Source organism: Streptomyces sp. NBC_00859 (assembly GCF_045161865.1).
Lineage (GTDB): Bacteria > Actinomycetota > Actinomycetes > Streptomycetales > Streptomycetaceae > Streptomyces.
This window is the reverse complement of the sequence record NZ_CP108826.1, coordinates 6,501,331-6,520,910: the sequence shown is the minus strand read 5'-3', so window position 1 is coordinate 6,520,910 and position 19,580 is coordinate 6,501,331. Positions and strand designations below refer to the sequence as shown.

Here is a 19,580-nt window from a genome sequence, read left to right as displayed (position 1 = left end):
GTGGTCCGGATTACGGCCCGCCCACCCTACTGCGCGGAGCGATCACGGTGCGCCCGCGCCACCACCGACAGCCGCGTCCGATCCCGAACCGCTCTCACGCGGAGCCAGCGAGCCGAACTCACCGGTGTCGCCCAGCCGCAGGACGAACGGCCGCACCGCGGTATAGCGGATGGCCGTGAGGGAACACGGATCGACGTGAATCCGCTGGAAGAGGTCGAGATGCATCCCGAGGGCGTCGGCGATCACCGACTTGATGATGTCGCCGTGCGAACACATCGCGTACACCGCGTCCTCGCCGTGCTCGGCGTCGACCCGGGCGTTCCAGTCCCGTACGGCTTCCACCGCACGCGCCTGCATCGCACGCATCGACTCACCGCCGGGGAACGCGGCGGCCGACGGGTGCTGCTGCACGGTCTTCATCAGCGGCTCGTCGCCGAGTTCGGCGAGTTTGCGCCCCGACCAGTCGCCGTAGTCGCACTCGCTGATGCGGTCGTCGGTGTGCGTGGGCAGCTCCGGCCTGGCGGCCAGCAGCGGCGCGACGGTCTCCCGGCAGCGCTGGAGCGGGCTGGTGACCACGGCGGCGAGGGGGAGCCCCGCCAGGCGGTCCGGCAGGGCTGCCGCCTGGGTCACACCCCGCTCGTCGAGGGAGACACCCGGAGTCCGGCCCGCGAGCACTCCGGAGGTGTTGGCGGTGGAGCGTCCGTGGCGTACAAGAATCAGCGTGGCCATGGCGGCCAGCCTACGTGCGGCCCCCGGCGCGGCGGGAGTGCGGCCCCCCGTGCGTGCACGAGCCGCCCGGCCAGGGAAGAATGCGCGCCGTGATAGTCGATTGCGCCATCTACCGGGACGGACGCCGCGTCGAGGGGCCCTCGGATCTCTCCGATGCCCTGGCCGAAGCGCGCGCGGACGGGAACGCCTTCCTCTGGCTCGGCCTGCACGAGCCGTCGCAGCAGGAATTCGACCTGGTCAGCAGTGAGTTCGGGCTGCATGAGCTGGCCGTGGAGGACTCCCTGCGGGCCCACCAGCGACCCAAGCTGGAGGTGTACGACGAGACGCTCTTCATGGTGCTCAAGCCGGTGATGTACGACACCGAGAGCGACACCGTGACCACGGACGAGCTGATGGTCTTCCTCGGTGACTCCTTCGTGGTGACGGTGCGGCACGGTGAGGGCGCCCCGCTCGCGGCCGTGCGCAAACGGCTCGAGCAGGAGCACGAGGTGCTCAAGCACGGGCCGACCGCCATCCTCTACGCGGTCAGCGACACGGTCGTCGACCACTACATCGACGTGGCCGCGGAGCTCCAGACCGACCTCGAGGAGCTGGAGGCCCAGGTCTTCGCGCCCAGCGGCGGCGACTCGAAGAACGTCGCGTCGCGGATCTACACCTTCAAGCGGCAGGTACTCGAATTCCGCCGTGCCAGTGGGCCGCTGTCCGCTCCCATGACCCGGCTCGCGGGGGCGGGGGTGCCGTTCGTGCACGAGCACTCGCAGCCGTTCTTCCGGGACGTGAGCGACCATCTGATCCGCGCCAACGAGCAGGTGGAAGGGCTGGACCGGCTGCTGTCCGACATCCTGTCCGCCCATCTGGCACAGATGGGCGTGCGGCAGAACGACGACATGCGGAAGATCTCCGCCTGGGCGGCGATGGCTGCGGTGCCGACGATGGTGGCGGGAATCTACGGGATGAACTTCGAGCACATGCCCGAGCTCGGGTGGACCTGGTCCTATCCCACGGTGATCGCCGTGATGGTGGCGGTCGTCTTCGCCCTCTACCGGCAGTTCAAGCGCCGCGGGTGGCTCTGAGGCAAAGCGGGCGGGCGCCCCTCGGGCGGCCGCTGCGGACCTGATGGCCCCGCGCCTGCGGCTCAGGCGAACTCGGCCGTCAGGGGCGTCGCAGGGCCGCCCAGCGCGTTGCGCCGCTCAGGCATGGTGAGGCTCACCGACCGGCGCCAGCCGCCCGCCCGCTCATAGGCGTACAGCCCGTGGATACCGGCTGCCAGCGCGGCCGATCTGCCTTTCGGCCAGCCGAGCAGGCGGCCCATCCGCTCCATCACGGCGAGACCGACGTCCCGGTACACCCGGATCTCCTCCAGCGCGCTCTCCCGCAGTACGGCGTGGATGGTGCGGGCATGGCCCCGGGCGGCGAGGCGCAGCAGTTCCTCGTGGCAGTAGGCGAGGTGGTTGTCCTCGTCCCGGCAGATCATGCGCACGGCACGTCCGATGTCCGGCTGGTCCCCGAGGTAGCGCACCAGGGTGTTCATCTGTCCGGAGGCACGCTGTTCGGTCACCCTGCTGTGCGCGAGGTAGACAACGATCTCCCGCTCGGTCAGCCGCTCGCCGCCGCGCAGCCGGCGGTGGCCCAGTCCGACGCCCCTGCGTTCGAGCAGCATCGTGTAGTCGGTATCGGCGGGCACCTCCACGGGATCCAGTCCGCGCTTCTTGAGGAGGGCGTGGAAGATCCGGCCGTGTTTGTCCTCGTCGGCGCCGTGCCTGGCGATCTTCGGAGCGAGGGCGCTCATGCTGTGCGGCGCCAGCTCGGCGATGCGGCCGTTCTCCCAGCCGCCCTGCGCCTCCCCGCCGGCTGCGATGGAGCAGAAGAGCCGGAAGGCGTCGTCGCTGCCGACGATCTCCTGGAAAACGCTCCGCGCGGAAAGCATCACTGCCACCTCCATGCCGATACCTGACGGTACGAGTCAAATGCGATATCGGTAGACCGGCAATGTGTGCCCCTGCCCGGTTGGGCCGAAAGGTGGTACGCCGCCCCACGCTCCAGGGCGTAACCGAGCGGCCCCTGAGGCGTTGTTCAGCACGACGGCCGTGGCGGGGAAGACCCCCGAGCCCCCACCACGGCCGCAGACCCCTCCTGGTCCCGGCGGCGTCTCCGCCGGACAGGACCTACGCGAGCCCCGCCCGCTCCAGTGCCTCCGTACCGGCGCGGAGCGCGGCCAGCCGCTCGTCGAGCGTGAATCCCGCGGGGGCCAGCGTCAGTGTGGTGACCCCGGCCGCCGCGTAGGCCTGCATCCCGTCGGCGATGCGGTCCACCGGGCCGAGCAGCGTTGTCTGGTCGATCAGCTGATGCGGTACGGCGGCTGCCGCACCGGTTTTGTCGCCCGCCAGGTACTTCTCCTGGATCTCGGCGGCCTCCTTCTCGTACCCCATGCGCTGCGCGAGCTTGTTGTAGAAGTTCTGCTTGCGGCTGCCCATGCCGCCCACGTACAGCGCCGTGTACGGGCGGAACGTGTCGGCCAGCGCGGGAACGTCGTCGCCCACCGCGAGCGGCACGGTCGGGCAGACGTCGAAGCCGTCCATCGTGAGCCCGGCCTTCTCGCGGCCCGCACGCAGCGGAGTGATCGCGGTGGCCTCCAGGTGCTCGGCCGACGGGAAGATCAGCAGCGCGCCGTCGGCGATCTCACCGGTCTGCTCCAGGTTCTTGGGGCCGATCGCCGCGATGTAGAGCGGGATGTGCTCGCGCTGCGGGTGAACGGTGAGCTTGATGGGCTTGCCGGGGCCGTCGGGCAGCGGCAGCGTCCAGTGCTCGCCCTCGTAGGAGAGGCGCTCGCGCGACATGGCCTTGCGGACGATCTCCACGTACTCACGGGTGCGCGAGAGCGGCTTGTCGAACTTGACGCCGTACCAGCCCTCGGAGACCTGCGGCCCCGAGACACCGAGGCCGAGCCGGAAACGGCCGCCGGAGAGCGAGTCGAGGGTGGCCGCGGTCATCGCGGTCATGGCGGGCGCCCTGGCCGGGATCTGGAAGATCGCGGAGCCCACGTCGATCCGCTCGGTCCTGGCGGCGACCCAGGAGAGCACGGTGGGACCGTCCGAGCCGTACGCCTCGGCCGCCCAGCAGACGTCGTAGCCGAGCCGGTCGGCCTCCTGAGCCACGGCGAGGTTGTCGCCGTCCATCCCGGCGCCCCAGTAGCCGAGGTTGATTCCGAGCCGCATGACCGCTCCCTTACTGATGAGTAACGTCCCTGTTCCGCGGACTCTAGCGCGCGGTGACGGGATCCGTCAGGGGTGGTTGTCCACAGGCCTCCACCGCGCGGCCCCGCTGCCAGTACTCTCAGCGCCCATGGAGCAGAGGCATCTCGGCCGCACGGGCCTGCGCGTATCCCGGATCGGGCTCGGCACTCTCACCTGGGGAAGGAGCACCGATGAGCACGACGCCGCGGACCTGTTGAAGGCGTTCTGGGAGGCCGGCGGCACACTCGTCGACACGGCCGATGTGTACGGAGACGGCGACGCCGAGTACCTGCTCGGGCAGCTCTGCGAACGCCTGATACCCCGCCGCGATCTGGTCATCGCCACCAAGGCGGGCAGCGTGCCCGATCCCTATCGCCGGTTCGACGGCTCACGCGGGCATCTGCTGGCGGCGCTGGACGCGTCGCTGGAGCGGCTGGGGACCGACTACGTGGATCTGTGGCAGGTCCACGCCTTCGACCCGGAGACCCCCCTGGACGAGACGCTCCAGGCGCTGGACATCGCGGTCGCCAGCGGGCGCGCACGGTACGCGGGCCTGTCCAACTTCTCCGGGTGGCAGCTGGCCAAGGCCGCCACCTGGCAGCTCGCCGCGCCGGGCGTCAGGACCCGCCTGGCCAGTACGCAGATGGAGTACTCGCTGCTCCAGCGCGGGGTGGAGCGCGAGGTGCTGCCCGCCGCGGTGGATCTGGGTGTGGGGCTCCTCCCGTCGTCGCCGCTCGGGCGGGGGGTGCTCACCGCCAAGTACCGGCATGCGACTCCGGCGGACTCGCGCGGGGCGTCGGAGCAGCTGGCACCCTTCGTCGCGCCCTATCTGGACGAAGCCGCGAGCAGGATCGTCGACGCGGTCGTCACGGCGGCCGACGGGCTCGCGACCACTCCGCTCCAGGTTGCGCTCGCCTGGGTCCGGGACCGTCCCGGAGTGGTCGCCCCGATCATCGGCGCGCGCAACGCGCAGCAGCTCGCGGCGGCATTGTCAGTGGAGACGCTTAGTCTTCCTGACGAGATCTGCCGGGCGCTCGACGACGTGTCGGAGCCCGTTCACCGTTATCCCGACCAGGACTGGACCGAGCTGTGAGTACGGACCACCTCGACACCGAGGCCAGCACCGGGGCCGAGGCCGCTCCCGGCGCCGAAGCCGAAGCCGTTCCGGCGAGCGTATCCGGGACCGCCGTGACCGACGGGGACGCCGAGGGCGCCCCGAGCGCCCCGGCCACCGCGACCGCCGCGCACGAAGGCGGCGGGAGGGCCGGGAGCGATACGGCCGGGAGCGGTGGGGACGGGGAGGCCGAGCCGGCGGAGTCCGGCGCCGGGGCCCCGGACGAGGAGAAACCGGATGCGGCCGGCCCGGCCGGAGAAGCCGGTCCCGACGAGCCGGCCGGGGCTGCGGAGGGGACCGGGACCGCCGAAGAGGCCGAGGCGGCGGAGCAGACCACCGGGGAAGCCGGCGCCGCCGAAGAGGCCGCCACCACTGGGGCGGCCGAGGGCGCGCAGGCTCCGGCTCCCACCGAGGCCGAGGCCGAACTGGCCGCCCAGCGCGAGCTGCGCGCCAGGATCGAGCAGCGCAAGGCCGAGAAGGACGGGCCCATCGACGCCGGCACCAAGCTCAGCGGCCGTGCCGCCGATCTGCTCGCCGCGGTCCGGGCGGTGGAGAGCGGCGAGAAGCCGTCCGCCGCTTCGTTCCCGCCCCCGGCGCCCGAGCCCAGGCGTCCCGCGCCCGCCGCGCCCGCGGAGCCACGCCCCGCGGTGCCCGGGGCCCCGGCGGTCACTGGCGCCGCTCCGGCGACCGTGGCGTCCGTGCGGGCCGTCCTCACCGAGGGCGGCGCCCCGGATTCACTGGCGGTACGGGCCGCCGAGGTGCTCGGCGATCAGGCGGCCGAGGCCTTGCGCGAGGACCCCTGGCGGTTGCTTTCGGTCCCCGGGGTGCGGCCCGAGCACGCGGACGGCTTCGCCCGTGCGCTCCTGGGCGCGGCGTGCGGGCCGGACGACGAGCGGCGGGCCGCCGCGCTGGTCGGCTGGCTGCTGGAGCGGGCCGCGCTTCAGGGGCACACCGCGCTGGAGTCCGACACGGTCCGTGCGGCGCTCGCCGAGCGATCCGTACCTGATCCCGACCAGGCACTGCAGAGCGCCGTCGCGGAAGGCGCTGTGCTGGTCTTCCAGGACGCCCTCGACCCGGACCCGGGCACAACTGCCGCGCCCGACCGGGCCGACGACGGGGACGAGGCCGAAGCGGCACCGGCCAGGGTCCTGCTCGGCCTCGACCGGTACGCGCTCGCCGAGGAGAGCCTGGCGGACGGGCTGGCCCGGCTGGTGAACGCGAGCACCCTCACCCCGGGCGGCGAACAGCCCGACTGGGAGCAGGCCGCGGCCAACGCCCCGTCCCCGTCGGCCGCCGAACTGATCCGGGCGGTCGCGCAGAACGGCCTGGTCGCCCACACCGGCGGCGAGGCCGCCCGCGGCGAACCCGCGGCGGTGGTCACTGCGGCGCGTGCACTGGGTCTTCGGGCGTACGCGGCTGCCCATACCTCCGACGGCAGGCGGCGGCTGGCGACAGCCCTCGGCGACCCGGCGGCGGCCGTCACCGTCTCAGGACTGCTGACCGGTGCGGAGGGGCCGGGACGGGACGGTGAGGGCGCTCTGGCCCTCGACCTGCTGGCCGTCCTCGACGGGCCCCAGCTGGATGTCGAGACCGCGGCCGCACTCGTCGAGTCGCTGGCCGACGGCGCCCGTCTGGTACTCAGCGGCGATCCCGGCGTGCTCGGATCCGCCGGCGCCGGTCAGGTGTTCACCGATGTCCTCGCCGCCCGCGCCTGTCCGCAGGTGGCTTCCCGCACCCCCGACGCGGGGCCCATCGGCGAGCTGGTCTCGGGGATCGGGATCGGCGAGCTCAACCAGGTGGCAGCGCCCGGCAAGGAAGTCGTCATCGTCCCCGTACGGGATGCCGGTGAGGCGGTGCACAGAACAGTGCAGCTCGTCGCCGACTCCGTACCCAGGGCCATCGGCGTGCCGACGTCCGACACCCAGGTCATCACCCCTGGGCACGGCGGCGCGGCCGGCACCCGCGCCCTCAACGCCGCGCTCAAGGAGCGACTCAACCCCGGTCCCGGCCGCTTCGGCGGCTTCGACCCGGGCGACCGGGCCGCCTACACACCGGCGCCCGGGAGAACACTGCCCGGCACGGTCGTCTCTGCGGACGCCGACGGCCTGCACCTGGACTGCGCCGGCACACCCGTCGTCGTACCGAAGGACCGGGTGGAGGCATCGGTGCGGCACGCCTGGGCACTCACAGCGCACCAGGCTGCCGGGCTCCGGTGGCCCGCGGCAGTCGTGGTGCTGCCGGGGGACGCGGCGGGCGGCCTGAGCAGGCCCTGGATCTACACCGCGTTCGGGCGCGGCGAACGGCACCTCTCGGTGGTGCACGGAGTCGACCAGGCACTTGCCCACGCGGTGTCCGAAGTCCCCGCGCAGCAGCGCACCACCCGGCTGCGTACGCTGCTGCGGCCGGCGGTCGTCTAGACAACTGGGCCGTACGGCAGCGGCGGCCGGGGCGCGAGTCCCGGCCGCCGCTGCCCCGGACAGCCCCTGACACCGGACATCACGCGCCGTGGTCAGACCGTCCGGCCCTCCGGACCCCCCGGTGCCGCGGGTTCATCGGCATCGCCGGGGTCATCGGCATCATCATCGTCGTCGTCACCGAGCAGCTCCTCGTCGTCGAAGACGGAGCTCACGTCGAACCGGCACACGATCTGCTGCGGATCCGCCTGGTCGAACGGTGCGCTCAGCCACTCCCCCGGCTCGGGCAGATCGTCCGCCGCCGAGATCCAGAGCGTGGAGTCGCCCTCCTCCAGGCCGAACTCCTTGTGCCGCGAGGCGATCTCGTCCGGTTCGTACTCGCCGAACAACACCCCCAGCGCGGCATGCACACTGCTGCCCACGACAGCCCCGGCGCCCTGCCCGCCGCCGGTCTCCGGGTCGAGGTCCACGACGCGCTGAGCCTGCGTCAGCAGCCGCTGCGGCTGCACCACCGCGTAGTCCCGCCGGATCAGCACCGTGAGCGCGTTCGGGTCGTCGGGACCCGCGTACGGAGGCAGCGAGTCGTCCGCACCGGGAATCTCGAAGGGAGTGACCTCGTCGTACCGGTCGTAGAGCCTCTCGTCGTACACCTCGGCGGCCGCGGCGAGCGCGTTGAACGCGCTGTAAACGGCCGGATCGTCCTCTCCCGTACGGGCTTCGACCGCGTCGAGGTGACGGTCCAGCGCGGCTTTGACCGCCTCGGCGGCGGCGCGTACCTCGGCAGCCGTGGGCTGCGCAGCATCAGACATAGGACAGACGCTATCCGTACAGGGCCTCTGCCCGCACAGAAGATTCACCACTGGCTCTCTGCCGACCTGGGGAAACGTCCCCAAATGGTCGATGGTCAGGCAAAACCCCCGGGGGCGCATCGGAACGTGTGCAGGGGTGTGTACCCGGACGAGGCCGCCGCCACAGGGGCGGCGGCGCCGCCGGACCGTTGCTCCGCCCGGCCGCTGCCCGCACAATGGACGCGATGCCGGAATACGAATTTGTCGACGTGTACGTGCCGCGCGGGGTCTCCCGCAAGGACACGACCCGCCTGCTCACCGACCATGCCGAGTACGGACACTGGGAGTTGGACCGACTGAGTCTGCACCGGGACGGCAGTCGCAGAGTGCGGCTGCGCCGGCGGATCATTCGCCAGGTGCGCGCCACGTGGTGAAAAGGGAGCGGGCCCCGCGACTGCGGGACCCGCTCCCTTCCGTGCGCATACGCGCAGGCTCAACAGCCCGTTACGCGGCTGCCCGGGACCGCCTGTACAGGACGATCCCCCCGAGCATCAGTCCGGCACTCGCCGGAATGATCAGCCCGAGCGGAGCAGAACCGGTGTGCGCGAGCTGCTCGGTGCCCTCGGGCACCGAGACGGTCTGCGCGACCGGGGCGTGCGGTGCCGCGGGCTTCGGGGTGGACGGCGTGTGGCCGCGCGGCGTTGCCGGCTTCGCCGGGTGGTGCGGGTGCTGCGGGTGGTGCGGGACGGTGACCGGCGGCGGGGTGCTCTCGTCGTTGGCGCAGTCGTTGCCGAAGACGGGGTTGAGCAGGCCGACGACATCGACGCTGTTGCCGCAGGCGTTCACCGGGACGTCCAGCGGGAGCTGCACGTTGTTGCCGGAGAGGACGCCGGGGGAACCGGTCGTGCGGCCCTCCGCCGTCGCTCCGCCGCCGTGGCTGCCGCCGGTCCGGTGGCCCTGGTCGCCGCCGGTGCTCCGACCGGGGGCGCGGTGGTGGCCGCTGCCCTCGTGCCGGCTCCCGGTGTGGGACGTACCGGGTCCGGACTTGGCGGACGACACGTTGGCGCACTTGTTGCCGAACGCGGGGTTGAGCAGCCCGACCACATCGACGGTATTGCCGCAGACGTTCACCGGCACGTGTACCGGCGCCTGGACCGAATTGCCGGACAGCACTCCGGGCGAATTCGAAGCGCCTCCGTCAGCCGACGCGTCGGCGTACGCGTAGCCACCGCTCAGAGCGAACACTCCGCCCGCGGCCGCCACCGTGATCAGGCCTTTCTTCGTGACCTGTCGCATAGGTTCGTTTCCTGCCTTCTACCTTCCGGAAAAGCCCGCGGACTTCGTTGCCCATGGGCCGAATGCCTCTCCGGCCCCGGAGCGCATGGCGCGCGCTCCGGGGCCGGCGGGGCTTTCCGGCCCTCGCGGGCCGGGGGCACAACGTCAGACGTTGGCGCAGGTGTTGCCGAAGGCGGGGTTCAGCAGCCCGATCACGGAGATCGTGTTGCCGCACACGTTCACCGGGACGTGGACGGGCACCTGAACAACGTTGCCCGAGATCACACCGGGAGAGTGCACAGCGGCACCCTGAGCGCCCGCGTCAGCGACGGCCATGCCCGCACCCGCGAGCACCAGACCACCAGTGACTGCCGCAGCAGCGACGACCTTCTTGATCATTAGTTCCTCCTAGTCGGCAATACGGCCCAGACTGCGGACCGCACCACCTGTAACGAGGGGAACCCTGCGGGGCTACGAAGCAATCACCCTATTCACTCTTTCCGGTCGCATACGCACATACAGCCGATTAGTGGAAAGCCGTTTCAGCGTGCCCCCGCCGCCTGCGGCCGGATCACCTGCGGTGCGGCCCATGCCGAAGCGGCAAGGCGCCGTGCGCCTTCCCCAGGGCGCACCGCGTCCGGCGGCCCGCGGGTGTCCGGTGCGTCCACACCGGCGCGGATCAGGTCCGGGTCACGTCCGAAGCCGGCTCCCGGACGGCACGTTCAGCACTTGTCCAGGAAACGGTCGAGCACCCGCACACCGAACTTCAGCCCGTCGACCGGCACCCGCTCGTCGATACCGTGGAACATGCCCGCGAAGTCCAGCTCGGGCGGCAGCTTCAGCGGTGCGAACCCGAAGCAGCGGATACCGAGGTCGTCGAAGGACTTCGCGTCGGTGCCGCCCGACAGCATGTACGGCACCGCCCGCGCGATCGGGTCCTCGGCCTTCAGCGCCACCTGCATGGCGTCGACCAGGTCCCCGTCGAAGTTCGTCTCCAGCGCCTTGTCGCCGTGCACGTCCTCACGCCTGACCCGCGGGCCGAGCAGCTTGTCCAGGTCGGTCAGGAACTCGTCCTCGTACCCGGGCAGGAAGCGTCCGTCGACGTGGGCGGTCGCCTGACCGGGGATGACGTTCACCTTGTAGCCGGCGCCGAGCATCGTGGGCGCCGCGGAGTTGCGCAGCGTCGCGCCGATCATCTTCGCGATGCCGCCGAGCTTGGCGAGTGTCGCCTCCATGTCCTCGGGGTCCAGCGGAGTGCCGAGCGCGTCCGACAGCTCGTCGAGGAAGGACCGGACGGTCTTGGTGACCCGCACCGGCCACTTGTGCCGCCCGAGCCGTCCCACCGCTTCGCAGAGCTCGGTGATCGCGTTGTCGTTGTTGGTCATGGAGCCGTGGCCCGCCGTGCCGTCCACGGTGAGGCGCATCCAGTGCATGCCCTTCTGCGCCGTCTCCACCAGGTACAGCCGCAGGTTCTCGTTGACGGTGAACGAGAACCCGCCGACCTCACCGATCGCCTCGGTGACGCCCTCGAAGAGATCCGGGTGGTTGTCCACGAGGTGGCGCGCGCCGTACGTGCCGCCCGCCTCCTCGTCGGCGAGGAAGGCCAGCACGATGTCGCGCGGGGGCTTGCGGCCGCTGCGCAGCCTGTCCCGTACGACCGCGAGGGTCATCGCGTCCATGTCCTTCATGTCGACCGCCCCGCGGCCCCACACGCAGTCGTCCACGATCTCCCCGGCGAAGGGGTGGTGCGTCCAGTCGTCGGCGTTGGCCGGGACGACGTCGGTGTGACCGTGGATGAGGAGTGCGGGCCGGGAGCGGTCCTCCCCCTCGATCCGGGCCACCGTGGACGCACGCCCCGGATGGGACTCGAAGATCTGGGGTTCGAGACCGACCTCGGCGAGCTTCTCCGCCACGTACTCGGCGGCGGCCCGCTCCCCCGGCCCCGAGTGGTCGCCGTAGTTGCTGGTGTCGATACGGATCAGGTCACGACAGAGGTCCACGACCTCGTCCTCGCCGGAGACGGTCCGTTCCGTGCCTGCCCTGCTGGACTCGCTCACGCTGTTCCTCCCACTGTCGCTGCTGGTGGTCCCCTGCCCCATACTCGCTCGCGCCACCCCCGGTACCAAGCGCGGGCACCGGTCGTCATACACGGTTCACAGACTCAGGCGCGTGATCGAGCACCTCCCAATGTTTGCTATGGTTTTCCACGTCGGAACGGCCCAGGGCCGTGAGACAGACACCTTGTCCGGGTGGCGGAATGGCAGACGCGCTAGCTTGAGGTGCTAGTGCCCTTTATCGGGCGTGGGGGTTCAAGTCCCCCCTCGGACACCAGCACCAGCAGAGACCCCAGTCGATCTGGGGTCTTTCTGTTTCTCTGCGGCGTGACTGACCGCCCGGAGCCCACCCCGTCGACCGAGGACGACCGTCCGGTCGGGCAGGCGGAGCCGGCTGCGCGGGGTGCGCCGTCGTTCCGGACCTTTTCGGGTTCCTGCGGTCCGGCCGCACCCGGCGCACCGTGAAGCCGTCCGACTCCGCCGTCGGCACGGGCAGCCCGCCGCCCACCCCGGCCCGCTTCTGCTCACACGCCGGGGCCGCGGGTGTTCATGCCTCTACGACACGCACCCTCCAACGCGATACATCGGATCTCATGCCACGGGATCCCTGCCGACCGACCACAGAATCCGCCCAGAGCGTTGACATGCCCTTGCAGACATCGTACGTTTCCGTCGCTTCCTGAGGTGCCTTCAGGGCACACCACATCGAAGGGACCGGCAGATGACCCACGCCCCGGAACAACCAGCACCGTCGCGTCGCAGCGTTCTGGGGGCAGCGGGCGGAACTCTCGCCGCCGGTCTCGCGCTCGGTGGCCTGCGCCCCTTCACGGCAGCAGCCGCGGCACCGCGCAGGGAAGGCCACGGGGTCCCGCTCGTACCCGCATCGGCCGCCACCGGGCTGCACTACCCGGCGCCCGCGAGCGAGAGTCTGATCATCCAGCAGGGGCTGCCGGTCGGGAACGGCCGTACGGGCGCCCTGCTGACCGGTGACCCGGCGCACGACGTGCTCTACCTCACCGATGCGACGCTGTGGACCGGCGGCCTGAACGACACGCTCCAGAGCGACGGTCAATTCCCTTACGGTGCGGACGACTTCGGCAGTTTCACACTGCTGGCGAAGGTCTCGCTCGACATCCCGGCGCATGCGATGACGGCTGTCACCGACTACCGGCGCACACTCGACCTCAGCAATGGACTCAGTGCGGTCACCTACCGGCTGGGCGGGGTCACCTACCGGCGCGAGGTCTACGCCAGCCACCCCGACGAAGTCGTCGTGGTCCGGCTCACCCAGAGCGGCGGCGGGAGCTATACCGGCTCGCTCTCCCTGGCCGGATGGCACGGCGAGACGGCGACAGCGGACGGCGCGGCGCGTACCGCATCGCTGAAGGGCGCGTTCTCCAACGGACTGGCCTACGCGGCAGCGGCGGGCGTCACCGGCGCCACCGGGACCGTGGCCGTCAAGGGGGCCGACGTCACCTTCGCCGGGTGCTCCGAGGTACTGGTGGTGATCGCCGGAGGTACGAACTACTCGCGGGACCCCGCCACCGGCTACCGCGATCCGGACGCCGATCCGCACGCCGTCGCGGCCGGCCGGCTGCGCGCCGCGGCGGAGGCCGGCGGCCCGGCGCTGCTGAACACCCACCTCGCCGACTATCAGCCGCTGTTCAGCCGGATGACGGTCGAGCTCGGGGTCTCCACCGACGCGCAGCGCTCACTCGACACCTGGTCCCGGCTCACCGCGCTCGGCAAGGACGGCGCACCGTCCGACCCCGAACTGGAGGCCGCCTACCTTCAGTTCGGCCGATACCTGATGATCAGCGGCTCGCGGGACAGTGTTCCGCTCAACCTCCAGGGACTGTGGATCGACCGTACGGACCCCGACTGGATGGGCGATTACCACACGGACATCAACGTGCAGATGAACTACTGGCTGGCCGACCGGGCCGCACTTCCCGACTGTTTCGGCGCCTTCCTCGACTACTGCGTCGCACAGGTGCCTTCCTGGACCCGTACCACCCAGAAGTCCTTCAACGATCCGCGCAACGGGTTCCGCAACTCCAGCGGCAAGGTGGCCGGCTGGACCACCGCCATATCCACCAACATCCACGGCGGGATGGGCTGGTGGTGGCACCCGGCCGGGAACGCCTGGCTCTGCAACTCGCTCTGGCAGCACTACGAGTACACCCAGGACCGAACCGAGCTGAAGAAGATCTACCCGCTGCTCAAGGGCGCCTGCGAGTTCTGGGAGGCGCGGCTGGTCACCACGACCGTCACCGATCCGGTCACCGGAGCGGCCGGCCAGGTCCTGGTCGACGACAGCGACTGGTCGCCGGAGCAGGGGCCGACCGACGCCAAGGGCATCACCTACGCCCAGGAACTCGTCCGGGACCTCTTCGCGAACTACCGCGCGGCGGCCGCTCTGCTCTCCAGGGACGCCGGTTACGCGAAGACCGTCGCCGGACTCCAGTCGAGGCTCTACCTCCCGAGGGTCAGCCCGGAGACCGGCTGGCTGGAGGAGTGGATGACACCGGAGAACCTGGGCGAGACCACACACCGTCACCTGTCGCCGCTGATCGGCCTCTTCCCCGGGGACCGGATCACCCCCGAGAACAGCCCGGCCGAGCTGGTCACCGGCGCGCGCAACCTGCTCACGGCGCGCGGCATGTCGAGCTTCGGCTGGGGGTGCGCCTGGCGGGCCGCGAGCTGGGCCAGACTCAAGGACGCCGACAAGGCCTACCAGCTGGTCCGTACGGTCATGGCCCCATCGGACGGCACCAGCAACGGCACATCGCAGAACCTCTTCGACATGTACGACCTCGGCTCACGCGCAACGCTGCAGATCGACGCGAACTTCGGCACCCCGACCGCGATGATCGAGATGCTGGTGTACTCCAGGCCCGGCGTGATCGAGCTGCTCCCCGCGCTGCCCGGCGCCTGGGCGGCACGGGGCCGGATCACCGGCGTGGGTGCGCGTGGCGGCATCACCGTCGATCTGGAGTGGCGGGCCGGGAAGGTCACCGGCGCGGTGCTGCGCTCCGCGGTGAGCACGACGACGGAGGTACGGGCCGGGGACTGGCGCCGCACGGTGCGGCTGAGGCCGGGCCGCGCCGTCACGCTCCGGCCGTAGCGGCCCGCCGGCCGGCGGATCCAGCAGGGTGGTGCGGGGCCGCGCCCCGGCCCGGATCCGCCGGCCGTCCCGGGCGGTAGCCGGCACCGGCTACGGCACTACACCCACTCCGGTACTTGACCCATGAGCTGACACACCATGAGGTAGAGCGGGATCGGCGGGGTGTACGGCAGGGAGTCCTGCGGCCAGTGGAGGAGACGGGGGCGGGCCGCCGGGACGTACGCACCGGGGGCATAGCGCACCGGGTCCGGCCAGGCGAGTTCGAGATCGGAGCCGGCGGGGACGATCCACCACCACCAGTCGTCGTCCACGAAGACACAGCCCGGCTTGGGCAGCCTGGCCAGCAGACGGAAACCGTGGTGTTCGGGCACACCGACCGCGTCGCAGCCGAGTGGGGTCGAGAGGGTGGGGACGCGCGCGAGAGCATTCCTCAGCACGGCCGCCCCGTACAGCACTCCAGCTCGGCCCAGACCAGCCGTCCGGGTCCGTGCACCGCGTCGCGGACACCCCAGGCACTGCTGACGGCGTCGACCAGGAGCAGTCCGCGCCCGTGCTCGCCCTGCGGCGAGCGGCAGAGCTGCGGGCCATCGGGGGCATACCCCTGATCCTGCACGGCGATGCGCAACTGGCCCCTGTCGTCACGGAGCTCGCAGGCGATGTGATTGCCCGCTGTGTGGACGACCGCGTTGGTGACCAGCTCGGAGACGACCAGCAGTGCGGTGTCGCTGGAATCCTGCGTGAAGTCCCAGCAGGCGAGCCGATTCCGGGTCAGACGGCGGGCTCGGGAGACAGAATCGGTACGTGCCGGTAATTCGAATGCGTAGCGCCGTACGTCACTGCCGGGGCACCGGTCGACGAGCTGGGGGACGAACGCGGTGCCTGGAGCCACAGCCGAGATCCTTACGGTGGGGTACGGCGACTGCCGCACCATCCCCCACGGGTGCGCGCCAGTCGCGTGAACTGGTTCACCCGTCCACTGTCCCCCGTAACTGACACCTTGGCAAGGGGCACTTTGAAATGTCCAGAGTGGCGTATCACCAATGTGTCGGACATGGCACACTGCTGGACAACTGCTCACGTGGAGGTCTCAGTTGAGTGAGCCGCGGTCCGCCCCGACCGTTGGCCAGGTCGTGCTAGGCAAGCGCTTGCAAGAACTGCGCGAGCGAGCCGGCCTGAGTCGCGAACAGGCTGCCAAGGTACTCAGGGTCGCCCCGGCCACCATCCGCCGGATGGAGACCGCCGAGGTCGCGCTGAAGATCCCCTATGTGCAGTTACTGCTGAAGGCGTACGGGATCAACGAGGCCGAGAACGACGCTTTCGTCGAACTCACCGAGGAGGCCAATCAGCCCGGCTGGTGGCAGCGGTTCCACGGGATCCTGCCCGACTGGTTCAGCATGTACGTCAGCCTGGAGGGTGCCGCGTCACTCATCAGGCAGTACGAGCCGCACTTCGTGCCCGGCGTACTACAGACCGAGGAGTACGCGCGCGCCGTCATGATGAGCGGCGCGGTCGGCGAGACGAGCCCCGAGGACATCGAGCGCCATGTCGCCCTGCGGATGGAGCGCCAGTCACTGCTGACGCGCTCCGACACACCGACGCTCTGGGTCGTGATGGACGAGACGGTCCTGCGCCGGCACGCGGGTGGCCGCGATGTCATGCGGGGCCAGGTCGACCGGCTGCTCCAGGCCGCCGATCTGCCGCATGTCACGCTGCAGATAGCGGAGTTCTCCGGCGGACACCACCCGGGAACGTACGGCCCCTTCGTCCTCTTCCGTTTCGCCATGCCCGAACTCCCCGACATGGTCTACAGCGAGTACCTGACTGGCGCCGTCTATCTCGACTCGCGCCCCGAGGTGGCTGCCCACCTCGAGGTCATGGACCGCATGGCGGCTCAGGCCGCGACTGCACAACGCACGAAGGAGATCCTCAGGGATTTCCGCAAGGAGCTGTAATGGATCGCATATACAACGGCATGCCTGCCGCGGACCTCGGCACCGAGGGCTGGCACAAGCCGTGGAGCGGCGGCAACGGCGGCAACTGCATCGAGGCCATGAAGCTGGCCGACGGCAGGATCGCCGTACGCCAGTCCACAGACCCTGAAGGCCCCGCGCTCATTTACTCCAACGGCGAGATCGCCGCTTTCATCCAGGGGGCGAAGTCCGGTCAGGCGGACTTCCTCCTCACGTGACCGTTCCCCACCGTCGTCGGCTTCTTCCACCAACTGGAGCGTCCTGTGACCGGATTGGATCCCACGCCCGTCCAGATCGACACCAGCAAGCCACATCCTGCCCGGATGTACGACTGGTTCCTGGGCGGCAAGGACAACTATCCGGTCGACCAGCAGATGGCTGAGCAACTGCTCGCGCTCGACTCGCGGGGCAGGGAGATGGCGCGGGTCAACCGGGCGTTCATGCACCGCGCCACCCGCTGTCTGGCCGAGGACGGCGTCCGCCAGTTCCTGGACGTCGGCACCGGCATACCGACCGAGCCCAACCTGCATCAGATCGCTCAGGGGTCGGCGCCGGACTCCCGCGTCGTCTACTGCGACAACGACCCGATCGTCCTGGCGCACGCCGCGGCCCTGCTGCGCTCGACGCCCGAGGGAGCGACCGACTACATCCAGGCGGACGCCCGGGAGCCGGCCACTATTCTGGAAGCGGCCGGAAAGCTGCTGGACTTCCGGCGCCCGGTGGCCCTGTCACTGGTGGCCCTGCTGCACTTCGTGCCCGACGAGGACGCGTACGCGCTGGTGGACCGGCTGATGGAGCCGCTGGCGCCGGGCAGTTGTCTCGTCCTCTCGCATGTCACCGGGGAGTTCGACCCGCAGGGGTCGGCGAAGGCCGTCGAGATGTACCGGGCCCGTGGCCTCACGCTGCGGCCCCGTTCGCGCGCGGAGACCGCCCGGTTCTTCGAGGGCTTCGAGCTTCTCGGTCCCGGGGTCTCACTGGCTGCCGAGTGGCGGCCCGAGCTCGGCGAGCGGGTCCCGGTCCCCGGCGACGAGCCGATCCCCGGCTGGGTGGGCGTGGCCCGCAAGACCTGAGCCGCGGGGTGTTCCGGCTGCCGGGACCGGCTCCCGGAACACCCCGGGCCCGTTCAGCCGTCCTGCGCCAGCCACTCCGGGAGGCCCGGTGCCTCGGCCCCGATCGTGGTGGAGTCGCCGTGGCCGGTACGGACCACGGTCTCCGGGCCGAGCGTCAGCAGCCGGTCCCGGATGGAGGCGACGATCGTCGGGTGGTCCGAGAAGGACCGGCCGGTCGCGCCGGGGCCGCCCTGGAAGAGCGTGTCGCCGGTGAAAACCGTGGCCAGGCCCCGGGCGTGCAGACAGACCGCGCCGGGCGCATGGCCGGGTGTGTGCAGCACCGTCAGCGTGGTGCCGGCCACCGTCAGCGTCTGCCCGTCCTGGAGCTCCCCGTCGGGCAGGCGTGCGGGGTGGGTCATCCGCCACAGCGGCAGATCGTCGGGGTGCAGCAGGATGGGCGCCCCGGTCGCCGCGGCCAGTGCGGGCGCCGCGTCGATGTGGTCGTTGTGCGCGTGCGTGCAGACGATGGCGCGCAGCGTACGGCCGCCCAGAGCGGCCTCGATGGCGTCGGCGTCATGGGCGGCGTCGATGACGATCGCCTCGCTGTCGTCGCCCACGATCCAGACGTTGTTGTCGACGTCCCAGGTGCCGCCGTCGAGGGAGAAGGTGCCTGAGGTGACGAGGTGGTCGATGCGGGCCGCCATCAGAACTCCACCACCGAGCGCAGCACATCGCCCTCGTGCATCCGCTCGAAGGCGTTCTCGACCTCGTCGAGCCGGATCTTCTCGGTGACGAAGGCGCCGAGGTCGATCCGGCCCTGCTGGTGCAGATCGATGAGCATCGGGAAGTCCCTGGAGGGCAGGCAGTCCCCGTACCAGGACGACTTGAGCGCTCCGCCGCGGCCGAAGACGTCGATGAGCGGGAGTTCCAGCTGCATCTCCGGGGTCGGCACGCCGACCAGTACGACCGTCCCCGCCAGGTCACGGGCGTAGAAGGCCTGCTTGTAGGTCTCGGGGCGGCCGACCGCCTCGATCACCACGTCGGCGCCGAAGCCGCCGGTGAGCTCGCGGACGGCCTCGACGGGGTCCGCCGTACGCGAGTTGACGGTGTGGGTGGCGCCCATCCGCCGCGCGGTCGCGAGCTTCTTGTCGTCGATGTCGACAGCGATGATCTTCGCGGCTCCGGCGAGGCGGGCCCCGACGACGGCGGCGTCACCGACGCCGCCGCAGCCGATGACCGCGACCGAGTCCCCGCGGCCGACCTGTCCGGTGTTGATGGCGGCGCCGATGCCCGCCATCACCCCGCAACCGAGGAGCCCGGCGACGGCCGGGGCGACAGCGGGGTCGACCTTGGTGCACTGGCCGGACGCGACGAGCGTCTTCTCGGCGAAGGCGCCGATACCCAGCGCCGGGGAGAGCTCCGCGCCCCCGGTCAGGGTCATCTTCTGCTTCGCGTTGTGCGTGTCGAAGCAGTACTGCGGCCTGCCACGCAGACAGGCGCGGCACTGGCCGCACACGGCGCGCCAGTTGAGGATCACGAAGTCTCCGGGGGCGACGTCGGTGACTCCGGCGCCGACCGACTCCACGATCCCCGCCGCCTCGTGGCCGAGCAGGAACGGGAAGTCGTCGTTGATCCCGCCCTGCTTGTAGTGGAGGTCCGTGTGGCAGACGCCGCAGGCCTGGATCTGCACCACGGCCTCGCCTGGCCCCGGGTCGGGGACCAGGATGGTCTCCACGCGGACGGGTTGGTTCTTGCCGGGGGCCACGACCCCTTGGACCTGCTGCGTCATGCCGTCAACAGCCTTCCGTGAAACCGAGTGTTGTGACC

At 70.8% G+C, this 19,580-nt stretch carries 19 protein-coding genes and 1 tRNA gene; 9 read left to right on the top strand and 11 right to left on the bottom strand.

Annotated features, from left to right (window positions below; genetic code table 11):
* Positions 1-42: 42 nt before the first annotated feature.
* On the bottom strand, positions 43-729 hold the full coding sequence (locus OG584_RS28685; RefSeq protein ID WP_405782138.1) for a histidine phosphatase family protein: 687 nt from the start codon (positions 727-729) through the stop codon (positions 43-45).
* An 80-nt stretch (positions 730-809) separates the two neighbouring features.
* Here OG584_RS28685 and corA point away from each other — a divergent pair, with 80 nt between their 5' ends.
* The gene (corA, locus tag OG584_RS28680) at positions 810-1,802 is read left to right on the top strand and encodes a magnesium/cobalt transporter CorA (protein ID WP_405782136.1); all 993 of its coding nucleotides are present in this window, start codon (positions 810-812) and stop codon (positions 1,800-1,802) included.
* 62 nt (positions 1,803-1,864) lie between these two features.
* Here corA and OG584_RS28675 read toward each other — a convergent pair whose 3' ends face one another.
* Together OG584_RS28675 and OG584_RS28670 are read right to left on the bottom strand one after the other, a co-directional pair.
* Positions 1,865-2,656 carry a ferritin-like domain-containing protein gene (locus OG584_RS28675; protein ID WP_405782134.1) on the bottom strand — a complete coding sequence of 264 codons (792 nt, stop codon included), beginning with the start codon at positions 2,654-2,656 and terminating at the stop codon, positions 1,865-1,867.
* Between the two features lie 238 nt (positions 2,657-2,894).
* On the bottom strand, positions 2,895-3,944 hold the full coding sequence (locus tag OG584_RS28670) for an LLM class F420-dependent oxidoreductase (RefSeq protein ID WP_405782133.1): 1,050 nt from the start codon (positions 3,942-3,944) through the stop codon (positions 2,895-2,897).
* A 127-nt stretch (positions 3,945-4,071) separates the two neighbouring features.
* Here OG584_RS28670 and OG584_RS28665 point away from each other — a divergent pair, with 127 nt between their 5' ends.
* Complete coding sequence (locus OG584_RS28665; protein WP_405782131.1) at positions 4,072-5,055, top strand: aldo/keto reductase; 984 nt, start codon at positions 4,072-4,074, stop codon at positions 5,053-5,055.
* Positions 5,052-7,493 carry a helix-hairpin-helix domain-containing protein gene (locus tag OG584_RS28660; RefSeq protein WP_405782129.1) on the top strand — a complete coding sequence of 814 codons (2,442 nt, stop codon included), beginning with the start codon at positions 5,052-5,054 and terminating at the stop codon, positions 7,491-7,493. The genes OG584_RS28665 and OG584_RS28660 overlap by 4 nt, the downstream gene beginning before the upstream one ends.
* 92 nt (positions 7,494-7,585) lie before the next feature.
* Here OG584_RS28660 and OG584_RS28655 read toward each other — a convergent pair whose 3' ends face one another.
* Positions 7,586-8,299, bottom strand: coding sequence for a hypothetical protein (locus OG584_RS28655; RefSeq protein ID WP_405782127.1), 714 nt, complete (start codon positions 8,297-8,299; stop codon positions 7,586-7,588).
* Between the two features lie 224 nt (positions 8,300-8,523).
* Between OG584_RS28655 and OG584_RS28650 the strand changes: the two genes are divergently transcribed.
* Entirely contained in the window at positions 8,524-8,712 is a 189-nt protein-coding gene (locus OG584_RS28650; RefSeq protein ID WP_405782125.1) for a DUF5703 family protein, read from the top strand.
* A gap of 70 nt (positions 8,713-8,782) precedes the next feature.
* Here OG584_RS28650 and OG584_RS28645 read toward each other — a convergent pair whose 3' ends face one another.
* The 3 genes from OG584_RS28645 to OG584_RS28635 all read right to left on the bottom strand — a co-directional run bounded on the left by OG584_RS28645 (position 8,783) and on the right by OG584_RS28635 (position 11,610).
* Positions 8,783-9,574 (bottom strand): chaplin, encoded by a 792-nt coding sequence (locus tag OG584_RS28645; RefSeq protein WP_405782124.1) that lies wholly within the window; start codon positions 9,572-9,574, stop codon positions 8,783-8,785.
* A 144-nt stretch (positions 9,575-9,718) separates the two neighbouring features.
* Positions 9,719-9,952 carry a chaplin ChpH gene (gene chpH / locus OG584_RS28640; RefSeq protein ID WP_405782123.1) on the bottom strand — a complete coding sequence of 78 codons (234 nt, stop codon included), beginning with the start codon at positions 9,950-9,952 and terminating at the stop codon, positions 9,719-9,721.
* A 323-nt stretch (positions 9,953-10,275) separates the two neighbouring features.
* Entirely contained in the window at positions 10,276-11,610 is a 1,335-nt protein-coding gene (locus tag OG584_RS28635; RefSeq protein WP_405782121.1) for a M20/M25/M40 family metallo-hydrolase, read from the bottom strand.
* 186 nt (positions 11,611-11,796) lie between these two features.
* On the opposite strand from OG584_RS28635, the gene OG584_RS28630 reads away from it, so the two are divergent.
* Positions 11,797-11,884, top strand: a tRNA-Leu gene (locus tag OG584_RS28630).
* Positions 11,885-12,328: 444 nt separating this feature from the next.
* On the top strand, positions 12,329-14,734 hold the full coding sequence (locus tag OG584_RS28625) for a glycosyl hydrolase family 95 catalytic domain-containing protein (protein ID WP_405782120.1): 2,406 nt from the start codon (positions 12,329-12,331) through the stop codon (positions 14,732-14,734).
* 98 nt (positions 14,735-14,832) lie between these two features.
* Here the strand turns inward: OG584_RS28625 and OG584_RS28620 are convergent, their stop codons facing one another.
* Entirely contained in the window at positions 14,833-15,189 is a 357-nt protein-coding gene (locus OG584_RS28620) for a hypothetical protein (protein ID WP_405782118.1), read from the bottom strand.
* Entirely contained in the window at positions 15,165-15,623 is a 459-nt protein-coding gene (locus OG584_RS28615) for an ATP-binding protein (protein ID WP_405782116.1), read from the bottom strand. Before OG584_RS28615 ends, OG584_RS28620 begins: the two co-directional genes overlap by 25 nt.
* A 202-nt stretch (positions 15,624-15,825) precedes the next feature.
* On the opposite strand from OG584_RS28615, the gene OG584_RS28610 reads away from it, so the two are divergent.
* Genes OG584_RS28610 through OG584_RS28600 form a run of 3 tightly spaced genes read left to right on the top strand, consistent with a single transcriptional unit; the run spans position 15,826 to position 17,774 of the window.
* Positions 15,826-16,686 (top strand): helix-turn-helix domain-containing protein, encoded by an 861-nt coding sequence (locus tag OG584_RS28610; RefSeq protein ID WP_405782114.1) that lies wholly within the window; start codon positions 15,826-15,828, stop codon positions 16,684-16,686.
* The gene (locus OG584_RS28605; RefSeq protein WP_405782113.1) at positions 16,686-16,922 is read left to right on the top strand and encodes a DUF397 domain-containing protein; all 237 of its coding nucleotides are present in this window, start codon (positions 16,686-16,688) and stop codon (positions 16,920-16,922) included. Before OG584_RS28610 ends, OG584_RS28605 begins: the two co-directional genes overlap by 1 nt.
* 45 nt (positions 16,923-16,967) lie before the next feature.
* The gene (locus OG584_RS28600) at positions 16,968-17,774 is read left to right on the top strand and encodes an SAM-dependent methyltransferase (protein ID WP_405782111.1); all 807 of its coding nucleotides are present in this window, start codon (positions 16,968-16,970) and stop codon (positions 17,772-17,774) included.
* 53 nt (positions 17,775-17,827) lie between these two features.
* On the opposite strand, the gene OG584_RS28595 is transcribed toward OG584_RS28600, so the two are convergent.
* A complete protein-coding gene (locus OG584_RS28595) occupies positions 17,828-18,457 on the bottom strand; it encodes an MBL fold metallo-hydrolase (protein ID WP_405782110.1) in 630 nt (209 codons plus the stop codon).
* Positions 18,457-19,542 (bottom strand): S-(hydroxymethyl)mycothiol dehydrogenase, encoded by a 1,086-nt coding sequence (locus OG584_RS28590; protein ID WP_405782108.1) that lies wholly within the window; start codon positions 19,540-19,542, stop codon positions 18,457-18,459. The genes OG584_RS28595 and OG584_RS28590 overlap by 1 nt, the downstream gene beginning before the upstream one ends.
* Positions 19,543-19,580 lie beyond the last annotated feature (38 nt).